The sequence below is a fragment of the Streptacidiphilus albus JL83 genome (genome assembly GCF_000744705.1).
Taxonomy (GTDB): Bacteria; Actinomycetota; Actinomycetes; order Streptomycetales; family Streptomycetaceae; genus Streptacidiphilus; species Streptacidiphilus albus.
On sequence record NZ_JQML01000001.1, the window covers coordinates 8,218,412 to 8,234,965 of the forward strand.

General features: G+C 73.0%; 13 protein-coding genes. All 13 read left to right on the plus strand.

What is annotated here, in order from left to right:
* Window positions 1–46 precede the first annotated feature (46 nt).
* Window positions 47–1,075, plus strand: coding sequence for an N-acetyl-gamma-glutamyl-phosphate reductase (gene argC, locus BS75_RS35790; RefSeq protein WP_034091184.1), 1,029 nt, complete (start codon window positions 47–49; stop codon window positions 1,073–1,075).
* Window positions 1,072–2,253: a bifunctional glutamate N-acetyltransferase/amino-acid acetyltransferase ArgJ gene (gene argJ, locus BS75_RS35795; protein WP_034091185.1), complete on the plus strand. Its 1,182-nt coding sequence runs from the start codon at window positions 1,072–1,074 to the stop codon at window positions 2,251–2,253. The genes argC and argJ overlap by 4 nt, the downstream gene beginning before the upstream one ends.
* Before the next feature lie 15 nt (window positions 2,254–2,268).
* Entirely contained in the window at window positions 2,269–3,207 is a 939-nt protein-coding gene (gene argB, locus BS75_RS35800) for an acetylglutamate kinase (protein ID WP_034091186.1), read from the plus strand.
* Window positions 3,204–4,415 carry an acetylornithine transaminase gene (locus tag BS75_RS35805; protein WP_034091187.1) on the plus strand — a complete coding sequence of 404 codons (1,212 nt, stop codon included), beginning with the start codon at window positions 3,204–3,206 and terminating at the stop codon, window positions 4,413–4,415. The genes argB and BS75_RS35805 overlap by 4 nt, the downstream gene beginning before the upstream one ends.
* Before the next feature lie 5 nt (window positions 4,416–4,420).
* Window positions 4,421–4,957, plus strand: coding sequence for an arginine repressor (locus BS75_RS35810; protein ID WP_042437145.1), 537 nt, complete (start codon window positions 4,421–4,423; stop codon window positions 4,955–4,957).
* A 95-nt stretch (window positions 4,958–5,052) separates the two neighbouring features.
* Window positions 5,053–5,979: a class I SAM-dependent methyltransferase gene (locus BS75_RS35815; RefSeq protein ID WP_052070138.1), complete on the plus strand. Its 927-nt coding sequence runs from the start codon at window positions 5,053–5,055 to the stop codon at window positions 5,977–5,979.
* Window positions 5,980–6,201: 222 nt separating this feature from the next.
* Window positions 6,202–7,401: an argininosuccinate synthase gene (locus BS75_RS35820; RefSeq protein WP_034091188.1), complete on the plus strand. Its 1,200-nt coding sequence runs from the start codon at window positions 6,202–6,204 to the stop codon at window positions 7,399–7,401.
* Between the two features lie 6 nt (window positions 7,402–7,407).
* The gene (gene argH / locus BS75_RS35825) at window positions 7,408–8,835 is read left to right on the plus strand and encodes an argininosuccinate lyase (protein ID WP_034091189.1); all 1,428 of its coding nucleotides are present in this window, start codon (window positions 7,408–7,410) and stop codon (window positions 8,833–8,835) included.
* Between the two features lie 170 nt (window positions 8,836–9,005).
* Window positions 9,006–9,506: an RNA polymerase sigma factor gene (locus BS75_RS35830; RefSeq protein ID WP_042437146.1), complete on the plus strand. Its 501-nt coding sequence runs from the start codon at window positions 9,006–9,008 to the stop codon at window positions 9,504–9,506.
* Between the two features lie 359 nt (window positions 9,507–9,865).
* Window positions 9,866–10,366, plus strand: a complete 501-nt coding sequence (locus BS75_RS35835; protein WP_034091190.1) for a GNAT family N-acetyltransferase — start codon at window positions 9,866–9,868, stop codon at window positions 10,364–10,366.
* A 143-nt stretch (window positions 10,367–10,509) separates the two neighbouring features.
* A complete protein-coding gene (locus BS75_RS35840; RefSeq protein WP_034091191.1) occupies window positions 10,510–11,139 on the plus strand; it encodes a GNAT family N-acetyltransferase in 630 nt (209 codons plus the stop codon).
* Between the two features lie 64 nt (window positions 11,140–11,203).
* Complete coding sequence (gene cbiE / locus BS75_RS35845; protein ID WP_063771411.1) at window positions 11,204–12,514, plus strand: precorrin-6y C5,15-methyltransferase (decarboxylating) subunit CbiE; 1,311 nt, start codon at window positions 11,204–11,206, stop codon at window positions 12,512–12,514.
* Window positions 12,515–12,826: 312 nt separating this feature from the next.
* Window positions 12,827–16,504 carry a nicotinate-nucleotide--dimethylbenzimidazole phosphoribosyltransferase gene (gene cobT, locus BS75_RS35850; protein ID WP_034091192.1) on the plus strand — a complete coding sequence of 1,226 codons (3,678 nt, stop codon included), beginning with the start codon at window positions 12,827–12,829 and terminating at the stop codon, window positions 16,502–16,504.
* Window positions 16,505–16,554: the final 50 nt, after the last annotated feature.

The window sequence follows — 16,554 nt, forward strand, 5'->3', positions numbered from 1 at the left end:
GAGTATGCATTACTCCGTATAGTTGTCGCGACACGGAGGAGGAGCCATGGCATTCCGCGCAGCAGTGGCGGGGGCGAGCGGGTACGCGGGCGGTGAGGTCCTGCGCCTCCTGCTCGCGCATCCGGAGATCGAGATCGGCGCGCTCACCGGCGGGTCCAACGCCGGCACCCGCCTGGGCGAGCTGCAGCCGCACCTGCGGCCGCTCGCGGACCGGGTCCTCGAACCCACCAGCGCCGAGACCCTCGCCGGGCACGACGTGGTCTTCCTCGGCCTGCCGCACGGCCAGTCCGCCGCCGTGGCCGAGCAGCTGGGCGAGGACGTGCTGGTCGTCGACTGCGGCGCCGACTTCCGGCTGCAGGACCCGGCCGACTGGGAGAAGTTCTACGGCTCCCCGCACGCCGGAACCTGGCCCTACGGGCTGCCCGAGCTCCCCGGCGCCCGCGCCGCGCTGAAGGGCGGCAGGCGGATCGCCGTCCCCGGCTGCTACCCGACCGCGGTCACCCTCGCGCTGATCCCCGCCTACGCCGCCGGGCTGGCCGAGCCCGAGGTGGTGGTGGTCGCCGCCTCCGGCACCTCCGGTGCGGGCAAGGCCGCCAAGACCCACCTGCTCGGCAGCGAGGTCATGGGCTCGATGAGCCCCTACGGCGTCGGCGGCGTCCACCGGCACACGCCGGAGATGACGCAGAACCTCTCCGCGGTCGCCGGCGAGCACGTCGCGGTCTCCTTCACCCCCACCCTCGCGCCGATGTCCCGGGGCATCCTCGCCACCTGCAGCGTCAAGGCGAAGCCCGGCGTCACCCGGCAGCAGCTGCGCGCCGCCTACACCGCCGCCTACGCCGACGAGCCCTTCGCGCACCTGCTGCCCGAGGGCCAGTGGCCGGCCACCGCCGCCGTCCTCGGCTCCAACCACGCGCTGGTCCAGGTCGCGCTGGACGAGTCGGTGCACCGGATCACCGTGGTCAGCGCCATCGACAACCTCGCCAAGGGCACCGCCGGCGGCGCGGTGCAGAGCATGAACATCGCCCTCGGGCTCCCCGAGGAGCTCGGCCTTCCCCAGACTGGAGTCGCACCGTGACCAGCCCAGAGTCCCACCCCGCCGGAGTTGGCGTCACCGCGGCCAAGGGCTTCCGCGCGGCCGGGATCACCGCCGGGATCAAGGCCAGCGGCACCCCCGACCTGGCCCTGGTCATCAACGACGGCCCGTCCCACGCCGCCGCCGGCGTCTTCACCTCCAACCGGGTCAAGGCCGCGCCGGTGCTCTGGTCGGAGCAGGTCCTGAAGGACGGCAAGGTCGCCGCGGTCGTGCTCAACTCCGGTGGCGCCAACGCCTGCACCGGGCCGCTGGGCTTCCAGGACACCCACGCCACCGCCGAGTTCACCGCCGAGGCGCTGGGCCTCAACGCCGCCGACGTGGCCGTGGCCTCGACCGGGCTGATCGGCGTCCGGCTGCCGATGGACCGGCTGCTGCCCGGCGTCGCCGCTGCCGCCGCCGAGCTCGCTGCGGACGGCGGCGAGTCCGCCGCCATCGCCATCAAGACCACCGACACCGTCCACAAGACCGCCACCGCCCACGGCGCGGGCTGGACCGTCGGCGGCATGGCCAAGGGCGCCGGCATGCTCGCCCCCGGCCTGGCCACCATGCTGGTGGTGCTCACCACCGACGCCGACGTGGACGCCGCCGGGCTGGACGCCGCGCTGCGCGCCGCCACCCGCACGACCTTCGACCGGGTCGATTCCGACGGCTGCATGTCCACCAACGACACCGTGCTGCTGCTGGCCTCCGCCGCCTCCCACGTCGCGCCGGAGCCGGCCGAGTTCGCCGAGGCGGTCCGTGCCGTCTGCGCCGACCTCGCCCGCCAGCTGGTCGGCGACGCCGAGGGCGCGAGCAAGGACATCCGGATCGACGTCGTCGGCGCCCACACCGAGGACGAGGCCGTCGACGTGGCCCGCACCATCGCCCGCAACAACCTGCTCAAGTGCGCCATCCACGGCGAGGACCCGAACTGGGGCCGGGTGCTCGCCGCGATCGGCACCACCAGCGCCGTCTTCGAGGCCGACGCGCTCGACGTCGCCATCAACGGGGTCTGGGTCTGCCAGGCCGGCAGCGTCGGCGAGGACCGCGACCTGGTCAGCATGAAGGACCGCGACGTCGTCATCACCGCGGACCTGCACGCGGGGGACGCCTCCGCCACCGTCTGGACCAACGACCTCACCGCCGACTACGTCCACGAGAACAGCGCCTACTCCAGCTGAGGGGGACCGAACGCCGTGCAGATCGCACCCAAGGGCGAGCAGGCCCGCAACAACACCGCACTGCCCAAGGCACTCACGCTGATCGAGGCGCTGCCCTGGCTGGAGCGCTTCCACGGCAAGACCGTCGTCATCAAGTTCGGCGGCAACGCCATGATCGACGAGGACCTGAAGGCCGCCTTCGCCCAGGACGTGGTCTTCCTGCGCTACGCCGGGCTGCGCCCGGTCATCGTCCACGGCGGCGGGCCGCAGATCAGCGCCCAGCTGGACCGGCTCGGCCTGGAGTCGAGCTTCACCGCCGGACTGCGGGTCACCACGCCGGAGACCATGGAGGTGGTCCGGATGGTGCTCGCCGGGCAGGTGCAGCGCGAACTGGTCGGGCTGCTCAACGAGCACGGGCCCTTCGCCGTCGGCATGACCGGCGAGGACGCCCACACCATGACCGCGGTCAAGCACTTCGCCAACGTCGACGGCGAGCAGGTCGACATCGGCCTGGTCGGCGACATCTCCCGGGTCGAGCCGGGAGCGGTCAACGCGCTGCTCGCGGACGGCCGGATCCCGGTCATCTCCTCGATCGCCCGCGGCCTCGACGGCCATGTCTACAACATCAACGCCGACACCGCCGCCGCCGCGATGGCGGTGGCGCTGGGCGCGGAGATGCTGGTGGTGCTGACCGACGTCGAGGGCCTCTACGCCGACTGGCCGCAGAGCGACGACGTGATCAGCCAGCTCAGCGCGAGCGAGCTGGACAAGATACTGCCCACCCTGGCCAGTGGGATGCTGCCGAAGATGGAGGGCTGCCTGCGCGCCGTGCGGGAGGGCGTCGGCACCGCGCGCGTGCTGGACGGGCGGGTCCAGCACAGCCTGCTGCTGGAGATCTTCACCGACGAGGGCATCGGCACCATGGTCGTGCCCGACGACACCACCGACACACCCATCACCGGGGGGCTCGCATGACGCACAACCAGGACCTCACCGCCCGCTGGCAGGGCACGATGATGGACAACTACGGCACCCCCCGCGTCCCGCTGGTCCGCGGCGAGGGCGTGCACCTGTGGGACGCCGACGGCAAGCGCTACACCGACCTGCTCGGCGGCATCGCGGTCAACGCCCTCGGCCACGCCCATCCGGCCGTCGTCGCCGCCGTCACCCGGCAGATCGGCACCCTCGGCCACGTCTCCAACCTCTTCGTGGCCGAGCAGCCGGTCGCCCTGGCCGAGCGGCTGGTCGCGCTGGCCGGGCGGACCGACCCGGCGACCGGGCGGCCGGACGGCCGGGTCTACTTCTCCAACTCCGGCGCCGAGGCCAACGAGGCCGCGTTCAAGATCAGCCGGTTGACCGGCCGGACCCGGCTGATCTCGGCGACCGGCGCCTTCCACGGCCGGACCATGGGCGCGCTGGCGCTCACCGCCCAGCCCGCCAAGCAGGAGCCGTTCCGCCCGCTGCCCGGCGACGTCAGCCATGTCCCGTTCGGCGACATCGAGGCGCTGCGCGCCGCTGTCACCACCGACACCGCCGCCGTCTTCCTGGAGCCCCTCCAGGGTGAGAACGGCGTGGTCGTCCCGCCCGCCGACTACCTCACCGCCGCCCGCGAGATCACCCGGGCCACCGGCACCCTGCTGATCCTGGACGAGATCCAGACCGGCATCGGCCGCACCGGCCACTGGTTCGCCCACCAGGCCTTCGAGGGCGTCGACCCGGACGTGGTCACCCTCGCCAAGGGCCTCGGCGGCGGGCTGCCGATCGGCGCCACCCTCGCCTTCGGCGAGGCCGCCGAGCTGCTGCACCCCGGCCACCACGGCTCCACCTTCTCCGGCAACCCGGTGGTCTGCGCGGCGGCCCTCGCCGTCCTCGACACCATCGCGGCGGACGGGCTGCTCGACCAGGTCACCAAGGTCGGCGCGCACCTGCGCGAGGGCATCGAGGCGATCGGCGACCCGCTGGTGGACCACGTCCGGGGCGCGGGCACGCTGCTCGGCATCGTGCTCACCCGGCCGCTCGCCGGGCAGGTCCAGGCCGCCGCCCAGCGGGCCGGGTTCCTGGTGAACGCGGCGGTCCCGGATGCCGTCCGGCTCGCCCCACCGCTTATCCTCACGGAACGCGACGCGGACCACTTCCTCGCCGTGCTGCCCGGCATCCTGCGATCCGTACGAGAGGCTGACTGACCCCCATGGCCGACGCCCCCCGCGACTCCTCCACGGGTCCTGTGCCCCAGCTGCCGCAGACGCGGACGGCCAGGCACCGGCGCATCGTGGACCTGCTGACCCGTCAGCCCATCCGCTCGCAGAGCCAGTTGGCGACGCTGCTCGCGGACGACGGACTCGCGGTCACCCAGGCCACGCTCTCCCGTGACCTGGACGAACTGGGCGCGGTCAAGATCCGCGACCGGGACGGCACGCTCATCTACGCCGTCCCGGCCGAGGGCGGGGACCGCACCCCGCAGGCCCCGCTGGGGGAGTCCGGCAACGAGGGCCGGCTCGCCCGACTGGCCTCCGAGCTGATGGTCTCGGCGACCGCCTCCGGCAACCTGGTGGTGCTGCGCACCCCGCCGGGCGCGGCCCAGTTCCTGGCCTCCGCCATCGACCAGTCCGGCATCCACGAGATAATCGGGACCATCGCCGGGGACGACACCGTCCTGCTGATCAGCCGCGACCCGGTCGGCGGACAGGTCCTGGCGGACCGGCTGATGGCCCTCGCGGAGTCCTGAGCCCGCCGCCGCTCGCGTGGCGGGGGGCTCGGGGTCCGTCCTAGGGTGGGCAGCAGGTTGGTGTCGCCGACTCGCCGGCCCCCTGGGAGTGCGGGATGAAGAAGCTGGTCACAGCCCTGGTCACGGCGGTCGAACGGTTCCGGATCTGGCTGCTGGCGCAGCCCTGGTTCACCAGTGTGCTGTTGCCGGCGCTGCCGCGCCGTCTGCGGTGGGCGCTGCGGCGGGTGTACCTGGCGCCGGTGGACCTGGCGGACCGCTGGCTGGGGCGGCGGGAGGAGTCGCTGCCGCCGAAGGCGAGCACGTTCACCGGCGCGGTGAGCGACTTCGCGGCGACCGGCGGGCTGCTGCTGGAGGCGCTCCGGGAGACTGCGGGGCTGACGCCCTCCTCGCAGCTGCTCGACGTGGGCTGCGGGCTCGGGCGGCTGGCCATCCCGGTGGCGGGGTTCCTGGACCCGGAGGGCGGCTACGAGGGGATCGACATCGTCCCGGACGGGATCGCCTGGTGCCGGGCCAATGTCTCCGGTCCCTACGGGAACGTGCACTTCACGCTGGCGGACGTCCACAACAAGGAGTACCACCCGAAGGGGCGGATGAAGGCGTCGGAGTACACCTTCCCGTTCGCGGACGACAGCTTCGACGTGGCGGTGCTGATCTCGGTCTTCACCCACATGCTGCCGGCCGAGGTGAACCGCTACCTCTCGGAGCTGGCGCGGGTGCTGAAGCCGGGCGGACGGGCCTTCATCTCCTACTTCCTGCTCTCGCCGGAGACCGAGGCGCTGATGGCGACGTCCTCGGTGCAGCGACGGTTCAGGCACCGGATCGGCGAGGCGTACGTGGCCTCGGTCAAGGTGCCGGAGCTGTCGGTGGGCTACCGGGAGTCGTACATCCGCGAGCTCTGCGCCGCGCACGGCTTCGCGGCCGACCCCGTGGTCCTCTACGGCGCGTGGTCGGGCCGTCGGGGCCACTGGCCGGCCGACTCCGGCCTCGGCGACCAGGACACCGTCATCGCCACCGTGCGCTGAGGTCATCGCCACCGTGCGCTGAGCGTGCCGCCACCACCGTGCACAGGGCCACGGTGGTGGCGGTCGAGGTGGTGCCGGTGAGGAGCGGCTGCAGTGTGCTCGCCGACAGGGGAGCCGTGGGGCGGCGGGGTCGGCTTTGAAATCCATACGGGCTCATGCATAATTATTCCAAGCACCGCATGAAGCCTGCCTGCACTGCATCGCACCTGAATGGAGATAGCCATGACCGAGCGCGTCGTACTTGCCTACTCGGGCGGCCTGGACACGTCCGTCTGCATCGGGTGGATCGCCGAGGAGACCGGCGCCGAGGTCATCGCCGTCGCCGTGGACGTCGGCCAGGGCGGCGAGGACCTGGACGCCATCCGCCAGCGGGCGCTGGACTGCGGTGCGGTGGAGGCCGAGGTCGCCGACGCCCGGCAGGAGTTCGCCGACGAGTACTGCCTCCCGGCGCTCAAGGCCAACGCGCTGTACCAGGGCCAGTACCCGCTGGTCTCCGCCCTCTCGCGGCCGGTCATCGTCAAGCACCTGGTCGCCGCCGCCAAGAAGCACGGCGCCGGCACCGTCGCCCACGGCTGCACCGGCAAGGGCAACGACCAGGTCCGCTTCGAGGTGGGCATCAACTCCCTCGCCCCCGGCCTCAAGTGCATCGCCCCGGTCCGCGACTACGCGATGACCCGGGACAAGGCCATCGCCTTCGCCGAGGCCAAGAACCTGCCGATCGCCACCACCAAGAAGAACCCCTACTCGATCGACCAGAACGTCTTCGGGCGCGCCGTCGAGACCGGCTTCCTGGAGGACATCTGGAACGCCCCGATCGAGGACGTCTACCAGTACACCCAGGACCCGGCCACCCCGCGTGAGGCCGACACCGTCGTCATCACCTTCGAGGCCGGCGTCCCGGTCGCCATCGACGGCCGCAAGGTGTCGGTGCTGCAGGCCATCGAGGAGCTGAACCAGCGGGCCGGCGCCCAGGGCATCGGTCGGCTGGACATGGTCGAGGACCGCCTCGTCGGCATCAAGTCCCGCGAGATCTACGAGGCCCCCGGTGCGATCGCGCTGATCACCGCCCACCAGGCGCTGGAGAACGTCACCGTCGAGCGCGAGCTGGCCCGGTACAAGCGGCAGGTCGAGCAGCGCTGGGCCGAGCTGGTCTACGACGGCCTGTGGTTCTCGCCGCTGAAGCGCGCCCTGGACGGCTTCGTCAACGAGGCCAACCAGCACGTCACCGGTGAGATCCGGATGGTCCTGCACGGCGGTCGCGCCGTGGTCGACGGCCGCAAGTCCTCGGAGTCGCTGTACGACTTCAACCTGGCCACCTACGACACCGGCGACACCTTCGACCAGTCGCTGTCCAAGGGCTTCATCGAGATCTTCGGCCTCTCCTCGAAGATCGCCGCCAAGCGCGACCTGCAGCAGGGCTGAGCCGATATGAGCAGCGGCAACAACGACGTGCGCCTCTGGGGCGCACGCTTCGCCGACGGCCCGTCGGAGGCGCTGGCCCGGCTCAGCGCCTCGGTCCACTTCGACTGGCGGCTGGCGCCCTACGACATCGCCGGCTCCCGGGCGCACGCCAAGGTCCTGCACAAGGCGGGACACCTGTCCGCCGACGAGTTGGCGCGGATGCTGGACGGCCTGGACACCCTCCTGACCGACGTCGAGTCGGGCGCCTTCACCGGCACCGTCGCCGACGAGGACGTCCACACCGCCCTCGAACGCGGACTGCTGGAGCGGCTCGGCGCCGACCTCGGCGGCAAGCTGCGGGCCGGACGCTCCCGCAACGACCAGATCGCCACCCTGGGCCGGATGTACCTGCGGGACCACGCCCGGATCATCGGCGGGCTGGTCCTGGACCTCCAGCAGGCCCTGGTCGGCCTGGCCGAGGCCCATCCGGACACGGCCATGCCCGGCCGCACCCACCTGCAGCACGCCCAGCCGGTGCTCTTCGCCCACCACGTGCTCGCCCATGTCCAGGCCCTCGGCCGGGACGCGGAGCGGCTGCGCCAGTGGGACACCCGCACCGCCGTGTCGGCCTACGGCTCGGGCGCGCTCGCGGGCTCCTCGCTGGGCCTGGACCCGCAGTTCGTGGCGGCCGAGCTCGGCTTCGAGGGCGGTTCCGCCGCCAACTCGATCGACGGCACGGCCTCGCGCGACTATGTCGCCGAGTTCGCCTTCGTCACCGCGATGATCGGGATCAACCTCTCCCGGATCGCGGAGGAGGTGATCATCTGGAACACCCGCGAGTTCGGCTTCATCACGCTGCACGACGCCTTCTCCACTGGCTCCTCGATCATGCCGCAGAAGAAGAACCCCGACATCGCCGAGCTGGCGCGCGGCAAGTCGGGTCGGCTGATCGGCAACCTCACCGGGCTGCTGGCCACGCTCAAGGCGCTGCCGCTGGCGTACAACCGGGACCTGCAGGAGGACAAGGAGCCGGTCTTCGACTCCTGCGACACCCTGGAGGTCCTGCTGCCGGCCTTCACCGGGATGATGGCCACCCTCACCGTCCACGACGAGCGGCTGGAGGAGCTGGCCCCGGCCGGGTTCTCGCTGGCCACGGACATCGCCGAGTGGCTGGTCAAGCAGGGCACGCCGTTCCGGGTGGCGCACGAGGTCGCCGGGGCCTGTGTCAAGTTCTGCGAGCCGCGCGGGCTGGAGCTCTCCGACCTGACGGACGAGCAGTTCGCGGAGATCTCGCCGCTGCTGACGCCGGAGGTGCGGAGCGTGCTGACCGTCCACGGGGCGATCGCGTCCCGCGACGGACGCGGCGGGACCGCGCCCTCGGCGGTGGCGGCGCAGCTCACCGAGGTGAAGGCGGACCTGGTCCGGCAGCAGGAGTGGGTCGACGCCAAGCGCTGAGGCGTCTGCGGCGGTCGGCCCTGTCCCTCCCGGGACAGGGCCGACCGCCGTTCGTGTCTCCCTCACTCGAACGGGTGATCCTGGGCGCGAACGGGAACGGGGGAGGCTGCCGTGCACTCTTCCCGGTCGAATGCCTCCGTCGAGAGAGGCACGGACGTCGGGAGCAGCCGATGACGCCGACCGCCGCCGATCCCGCCCTGCGGGACAGCTTTGTGGGCCTGGTCCGGGCCCTGGCCGGGGCCCACGGCCTCGACCCGGACGATCTGGAGCAGCAGGTCTGGCTGCGGGCCTCGGCCGAGCCCCGGGTGTCCCGGCCGACGGCCCGGCTGCGGGCGCTGACGGTGCAGGAGTTCCGCCGGGCGGCGGCGGAGCGGCGGACGGCGGCCGAGACCGAGACCGCCGCCGGTCTGCGTCCGCGGGCCGCACCGCCGGGGCCCGAGCAGCAGGCCCTCGCCGCCGAGCGCGAACGGGTGCTCCGGGCCGCGGTGGCCCGGCTGCCCGGCCGCTGCGCCGGGCTGGTCACCGCGCTGCTGGAGTCGCCCGGCTACAGCTACCGGGAGTTGGCGGAGGAGCTGTCGATGCCGCTCGGCAGCATCGGGCCGACCCGCGCCCGCTGCCTGGCCTGCCTGCGCCGGGCGTGGCAGGTCGGACGCGTGCTGCAGCCGGAGTAGCGCGGGCCGGGGCGCGGGGAGCGGTGTCACCCGATCGGCTGAACGGCGGGAACGGCTGTGGCGGCCGCACGGGGGTGGTCAGGGGCGTTCGCGGTGTGAGATTTGACTCGTGCGAGCACCTGCGGAGCGAGGGGTTCCGATCGGCTGGGTAGGCTCCGCGCAAGACCAAAGAGGTTCAGTTGTCATATCTGCTTACCATCCCGTCCATCCGTAGGTTGGAAAAGACGGACGGATGGGTAGTGGGCTTTGAAACGTACGCCCGGCCCCGCAAGGGGTCGACCTACCTCCGGTCAGGGCAACCCGGTCGCATCCCCTCATCCTCGCGGCCGGGGTGGAACAGGAAAGGGAGGAAAGCGCGCATGGGCATGAGTGTGACCACCTCGATCGCCACCGAGGACGACGCCGAGCGGATCCTCAAGCTTCAGTACCTCTGCTACCAGAGCGAGGCCGAGCTGTACGGGGACTGGGCGATAGAACCGCTGACCCAGACCCTGGACAGCCTCCGCGAGGAACTGAAGGAGCGTCACGTTCTGGTGGCCCGTCTCGGCGACGAGGTCGTCGGCAGCGTACGCGGCTGGGTCGACCAGGACGGCGTGGGCAGGATAGGCCGGCTCTGCGTGCACCCCCGGATGCAGCGCCACGGTCTCGGCACCCGCCTTGTGCGCCGAATGGAGGAACTCCTGGCCGAGGGCGAGCAGCAGGTACTCGCCTACCGGCTGTTCACCGGACACCGCAGTCTCGGCAACCTCCGGCTCTACCAGCGCCTCGGCTACCGGCAGACCCAGGTCGAGGAAGTCAACACCCGGCTCAGCTTCATCGGCCTGGAAAAGGCCGTCCCGGAACTCGCGGCAACAGCGTAGGGTCCGTGCCGTCAGCTCTCCTGGAGGCGCGGCGTGTTCACACCCGGCACGCCGCACCAAAGGGATGACGAGGCGACCCCCACAGGAGCATGATCGTTCCTGTAGCTCCGCCGAAGAGGCGGGGACAGGCAGGAGCAGTGGTGATGACGTCCAATTTCCCCGAGATCTCGATCAGCACCGATCGGCTGGTGCTGCGAGCCTTCGAGCCGGAGGACGTCCCCGCGTTGGCCGAGATGATGACCGACGAGCTCGTCCGGACCTGGACCACCGTGCCCCACTCGTACACCCTCGACGACGCCCGCGAGTGGGTCTCGCTGCGCGCACCCGCCGAACGCACCCGCGGCCGGGGCCTGGTCCTGGCCGTCCACGAGTTCCTCACCCAGCGCCTGGTCGGCAGCGTCCGGCTGCGCCGGACCGACTGGCGGCTGCGCGCCACCGAGGCCGAGGTCGTCACCGGACCGTGGGCCCGGGGCGAGGGTTATGCGGTGGAAGCCCTGCGCGGCGTCGCCCAGTGGCTCTTCGAGGACCAGAAGTTCGAACGGCTGGAACTGCGTACGGCGGCCGGGAACAGCGCCGCCCAGCAGGTGGCCCAGAAGGTCGGCTGCATCAGCGAGGGCGTGCTGCGCAACGCCTGGATCGTGCGCGACGGCGAGGCGGCGGGCCGGGCCCGCAGCGACCTGATCCTGTGGAGCCTGCTGCCCGAGGACCTGGACGGTCTGGACGCCCTCGACGATGCGGACCCGAACGGTCATCGTCATGACCCGCACTGGTGATCGCACCGGCTAGGCTGCCCCCGGGCGCAGTTCGGGCAACGACACAGCAGGGGGAGCAGCCGCGATGGCTGACCGGGTCACGGTGATCGGCTGGGACGGATCACCGCTGTCGCAGACCGCACAGTCAGCACTCGACGCGGCGACCCTGGTCGCCGGTGGCAGCTATCAGCTGCAGAATCTGCGACTGTCGGCCGGCGCCGAACGGATGGCCCTCGGCAGTGTGACCCTGGTCGCCAGGCGCATCGCCGACCATCGGGGCACGGCCGTGGTCGTGGCCGAGGGTGACCCCGGATTCTTCGGCGTCGTCCGCACCCTGCGCCGCCCCGAGTACGGCCTCGAACTGGAGGTCCTGCCGGCGGTCTCCTCCGTCGCCGCGGCCTTCGCCCGGGCCGGGATGCCCTGGGACGACGCCCAGGTGGTGAGCACCCACGGCCGGGGGCTGCGCCGGGCGGCCAATGTCTGCCGCGCGCACCCGAAGGTCGCGGTGCTGACCTCGCCCGGGGCCGGTCCGTCCGAACTGGCGCTGATGCTCCGCGATGTTCACCGAACGTTCGTGATCTGCGAGGCCCTCGGCACCCCGGACGAGGAGATCACCGTACTGACCTCGGACCGGGTGCCGGACCACCTGTGGCGCGACCCCAATGTGGTGATCGTCATCGGCGGCGGCCCGATGGGGTCCGACGCGTCCTCGGGCTGGCTGGCCGGACGGCCGCTGGGATTCCCGGGTACGGAGCGCGGCTGGGCGGCCGAATCGGTCTGGCGCCCGGGACCGACCGGCGGCCAGGCCTCGGCCGCGACGAGCCCGTCCGGCTCGGAGGCCCGCGCCGAGGTCCGCGCCGAGGCGGTCTCCGGTGGGGCGGTCGGCGCCGGTCTCCCCGCCGCGGTCCGCGCTCTGGTCATGGCCCGGCTCGGCCCGCGCCCCGGAGACCTGCTCTGGGACGTGGAAGCGGGCGACGGCGCGCTCTCGGTGGACGCGGCCCGGGCCGGGGCCGCAGTACTGGCCGTGGAGCGGGACGCCGACGCCTGCGCCCGGATCGACGTCAGCGCCCGGCACCACGGGGTGGACGTGCGGACGGTCCACGGCAGCGCCCCGGCGGTCCTCGCGGACCTGCCCGAGCCCGATGTCGTACTGGTGCGCGGGGACGTCGATGTGCTGCGGGCCTGCCTGGGACGGCGGCCGGAGCGGATCGTCGCGCTGCCGCGCACCCTCCGTCAGGTCGAGGCGGTACGACAGGCCATGGGCGAGGTCGGCTACACCGTCGACGGCGCGCTGATCCAGTCGTCCCCGCTGTCCGGGCTGGTCGGAGCGGGCGCGGCGGCGGACCGGACGAGCAGTCCAATCGCACCTGTGTTCGTCCTGTGGGGCGACCGCTGACGGTGATGTCGGCGGCGACAGGTAGGCTGACGCCCGGCTCTCGTCGCCCTCCGCCGATCGGCGAAGCGGTTGCCGAACGTGGCGCAGGCCACATGCCGAACGGACGTGGGCAGCCCGATCCGGGCCTGACGGACCGGAAGAATGCCAGTACGTCCGGGGCGATCGTGCCGGTTGCCACGGTCCAGTCGTTGTTGTTGGTAGCAGGCCGGTGCCCATCGCTTCGTCACCACGGGGCGAGGACTGGAACGTTGGGTGGACGCGGTCGGTGACCGTGCCATGCGGCGTCACGCGGCCCTGGAAGGAGCGAGTGACATGAGCGATACCGGCCACGTCCCGACCGGAGGACCCTCCTCGGTCGGGGAGCAGGCAAGCCATGACCCCTTCGGCGGCGAGGGCTCCCTGCAGCAGGGCGTTGTCCGGCCGCCGTACACCTTCCTCGACCAGCCGGACGGCCTGGACGAGGACGAGGACGAGCTGCTCATGCCCGGTCCGCAGGGGTCCTGGGGCGAGCCCGTGCTGCGTGAGCCGATCGCTCCGGTGCTCCCCGAGTACCAGTCGGACGCCTCCGGCCCGGCCCCGGTCTACGCGCCGGTCTTCGCGCCGGTGTTCGCTGCCGAGCCCGCCGCGGCTGCGCCCATGGCCGATCCGCTCACCGACCCGCTGCCTGTCACCTTCACCGACCCCGGCCCGGCGCCGGTGGCGGACGGGCTTGCGGCGGCCGCCCCCGCGCCGGAGCCCGCGCCCGCTGCCGCAGCGGTCTTCACGCCGGAGCCCGCAGCAGCCCCGGTCGAACCGGAGGCGCCGGGTGCGCAGGCCGAGCCGCCCGCGCCCTCCTGGCCGCCGCTCATGCCTCCGGGCGTTCCGCAGTCGTCGCAGCCCGTCGTCGAGCCCGTCGCCGCCGTCGAGCCCGCGCAGCCCGTCGTGGCCCCGCCGCGTCGACCGCTGCATGCCGGGCCGCCGATCCCCGACCCGTCGATGATGACCGGTCAGGTGCCGGTGCGCTCACTCGCCGACCGTGGTCCGTCCAGCCATGGCGAATCGGTCTTTCCCGCAGGTTCCGGCGCCGCCGGGGCCGGAACCCAGCACCAGGGGCCCGAGTACCTGGACCAGCCCGGCATGGACCCGGCGCAGCCCCAGCCCGAGGCCCGGACGGCCACGCAGACCGCGGTCCAGGTCGAGGCCCCGCCGACGGCCTCGGCCACCGAGCCGCTGCCGACGGTTCCCGCGCAGCTCCCGTCCCCGGCCAGCACGCTGGGCGGACGCTCCCTGCCCGAGCCGCCGCCGACCGTCGAGGACGCCGGCACGCTGGCCCTCAACGGCGTTCAGCCCGCCGCCGTGCAGCCCGCCGCCGTGCAGCCCACCCAGGCGGCAGCCGTCGAGCCGCAGGCCGTCGAGGTCCGGGTCGTCGAGCCGCAGGTCGCCGAGACGGTGGCCGCAGCGGCGCCGACGGCCGACGCACCCGCAGCCGACCCGCAGCCGGTCGAGCCCGTTGCGGCCGAGCCGGTGGTTCAGCCCCAGGCGGCGCCGGTGGTGGCCGAGCCGATCGCCTTCGCGCCGGTCGAGGCCGCCCCGGTGGCGGAGGCCGTGCCCGTCGCCGTCGCCGAGCCGGTGGTTCAGCCCGAGGCCCTGCCCGTCGCCGAGGCCCTGCCCGTCGCCGAGACCGTGCCCGTCGCCGAGACCATGCCCGCCAACCAGAGCGAGCCCGCCGCCGAGATCCCGGCCGCGAGCCCGGTCGAGGCCTCGGCTCCCGTGCAGGCCCCCGCGCCCAGGGGCGGCGGCAGCCGGATCGCCGCGTTCATGGCCACTCCCTCCGCCCAGCTCGCCGACGTGATCCCCGAGCCGGCCGCCGGACCCGAGCAGCCCGCTGCGGAACCCGTCGCCGTCGATGTCACGGCCGTCGGATCCGGTCTGCTGACGGACCAGGGCTTCGCCGGGGACGCCCAGCCCGGCTCCGCCGACCTGCCCGCCCAGGACCAGCAGCAGGAGCCCGCCCCGGTGGCCGAGGCCGTGCCCGGGGCCGACCCTGAGGCTCAGGCCGAGGTCGAGGCCACAGTGACCGGCACGGTGACGGAGCCTCAGCCCGAGGTCGAGGTCGAGGTCGACGCCGGGATCGAGCCCGAGGCCCAGTCCGGCGCCGAGGCCGAAGCCGAGCCTCTCGCCGCCGCGCCCGACACGGACACCGCCACCGACACCGACCCCGAGCATCAGGTCGAGCCGGAGGACCACGAGCCGCTGGGCCCCGCCGCCCCCGCGTACGACGACGACATGCGTGAGGCCGTGCACCGGGTGATGCGCGAGCGCCGCGACATCCGCAACGGCTTCCGGTCCGACCCGGTCCCGCACGAGGTGCTGATCCGGGTCTTGGAGGCCGCGCACACCGCGCCCAGCGTCGGCTACTCCCAGCCCTGGGACTTCGTGGTGATCCGCTCCGCGAAGACCCGGGCCCGGATGCACGAGCTGGCCGAGCGTCAGCGCGACGCCTACGCCGCGTCGCTGCCCAAGGGCCGCGCCAAGCAGTTCAAGGAACTGAAGATCGAGGCGATCCTGGAGACCCCGGTCAACATCGTGGTCACCGCCGATCGCACCAGGGGCGGCCGGCACACGCTCGGTCGGCACACCCAGCCGCAGATGGCCCCGTACTCGGCGGCCCTCGCGGTGGAGAACCTCTGGCTCGCCGCCCGTGCCGAGGGCCTCGGCGTCGGCTGGGTCAGCTTCTTCGACGAGCAGGAGATGGTCCGCGAGCTGGGCCTGCCCGAGCACCTGGACGTGGTGGCGTACCTCTGCGTCGGGTACGTCAACGAGTTCCCGTCCGAGCCCGAGCTGGCACAGGCCGGCTGGGCCAAGAAGCGCCCGCTGTCCTGGGTGGTCCACGAGGAGACCTACGGCCGCCGCGCGCTGCCCGGCGAGGAGCCGCACAGCGTGCTCCAGGAGACCCTGCGCGGGATCAGGCCGCTGGACGCCAAGGCGCTCGGCGAGGCCTGGGACCGGCAGAAGCGGATGACCAAGCCCGCAGGCTCGCTGGGCATGCTGGAGATAATCTCCGCGCAGCTCTGCGGCCTGTCGCGGAAGTGCCCCCCGCCGATCCCCGAGCCGGCCTGTGTCGCGGTCTTCGCCGGCGACCACGGCGTCCACGCCCAGGGGGTGACCCACTGGCCGCAGGAGGTCACCGCCCAGATGGTGGCGAACTTCCTGGCCGGCGGAGCGGTGGTGAACGCCTTCGCCACCCAGCTCGGCGCGGAGGTCTGCGTGGTCGACGTCGGCGTCGCCTCCGAGCTGCCCGCGGCGATCGAGTCCGGCCGCACCACCGGGCTGCTGCCGCGCAAGGTCCGGCCCGGCACCGACGACATGACCACCGGTCCGGCGATGAGCCGGGAGGACGCGCTCCGCGCCATCGAGGTCGGCATCGAGACCGCCCGCGACCTGGTCGCGGCCGGCAACAAGGCGCTGATCACCGGTGACATGGGGATCGCCAACACCACCCCGGCGGCCGCGCTGATCGCCGTGTTCACCGGCGAGGACCCGTCCGTGGTGACCGGCCGCGGCACGGGCATCGACGACGAGACCCACGCCCGCAAGGTCGCCGTGATCCGGGCGGCGCTGGAGCTGCACCGTCCCGACCCCTCCGACCCGATCGGCGTGCTGGCCGCGGTCGGCGGCCTTGAGCACGCCGCCCTGGCCGGGTTCATGCTCGGTGCGGCCAGCCTCCGGACGCCGGTCATCCTGGACGGCGTCATCGCCGGCGCGGCGGCGCTGGTCGCCAAGGCCATCGCCCCCGAGGTGCTGGCCGCCTGCATCGCCGGGCACCGCTCGGCCGAGCCCGGGCACAAGGCCGCGCTGGCCAAGCTCGGACTGCGCCCGCTGATCGACCTGGACCTGCGCCTGGGCGAGGGCAGCGGCGCCCTGCTGGCCCTTCCCCTGGTGCAGTCGGCGGCCCGCGCGATGCACGATGTAGCTACCTTCGACTCGGCCGGCGTCACCGAGAAGCACTGACGCTTCCCGGTCCGAACCCGAACGATCCACCCCGGCGCCGGGGCTCCCCG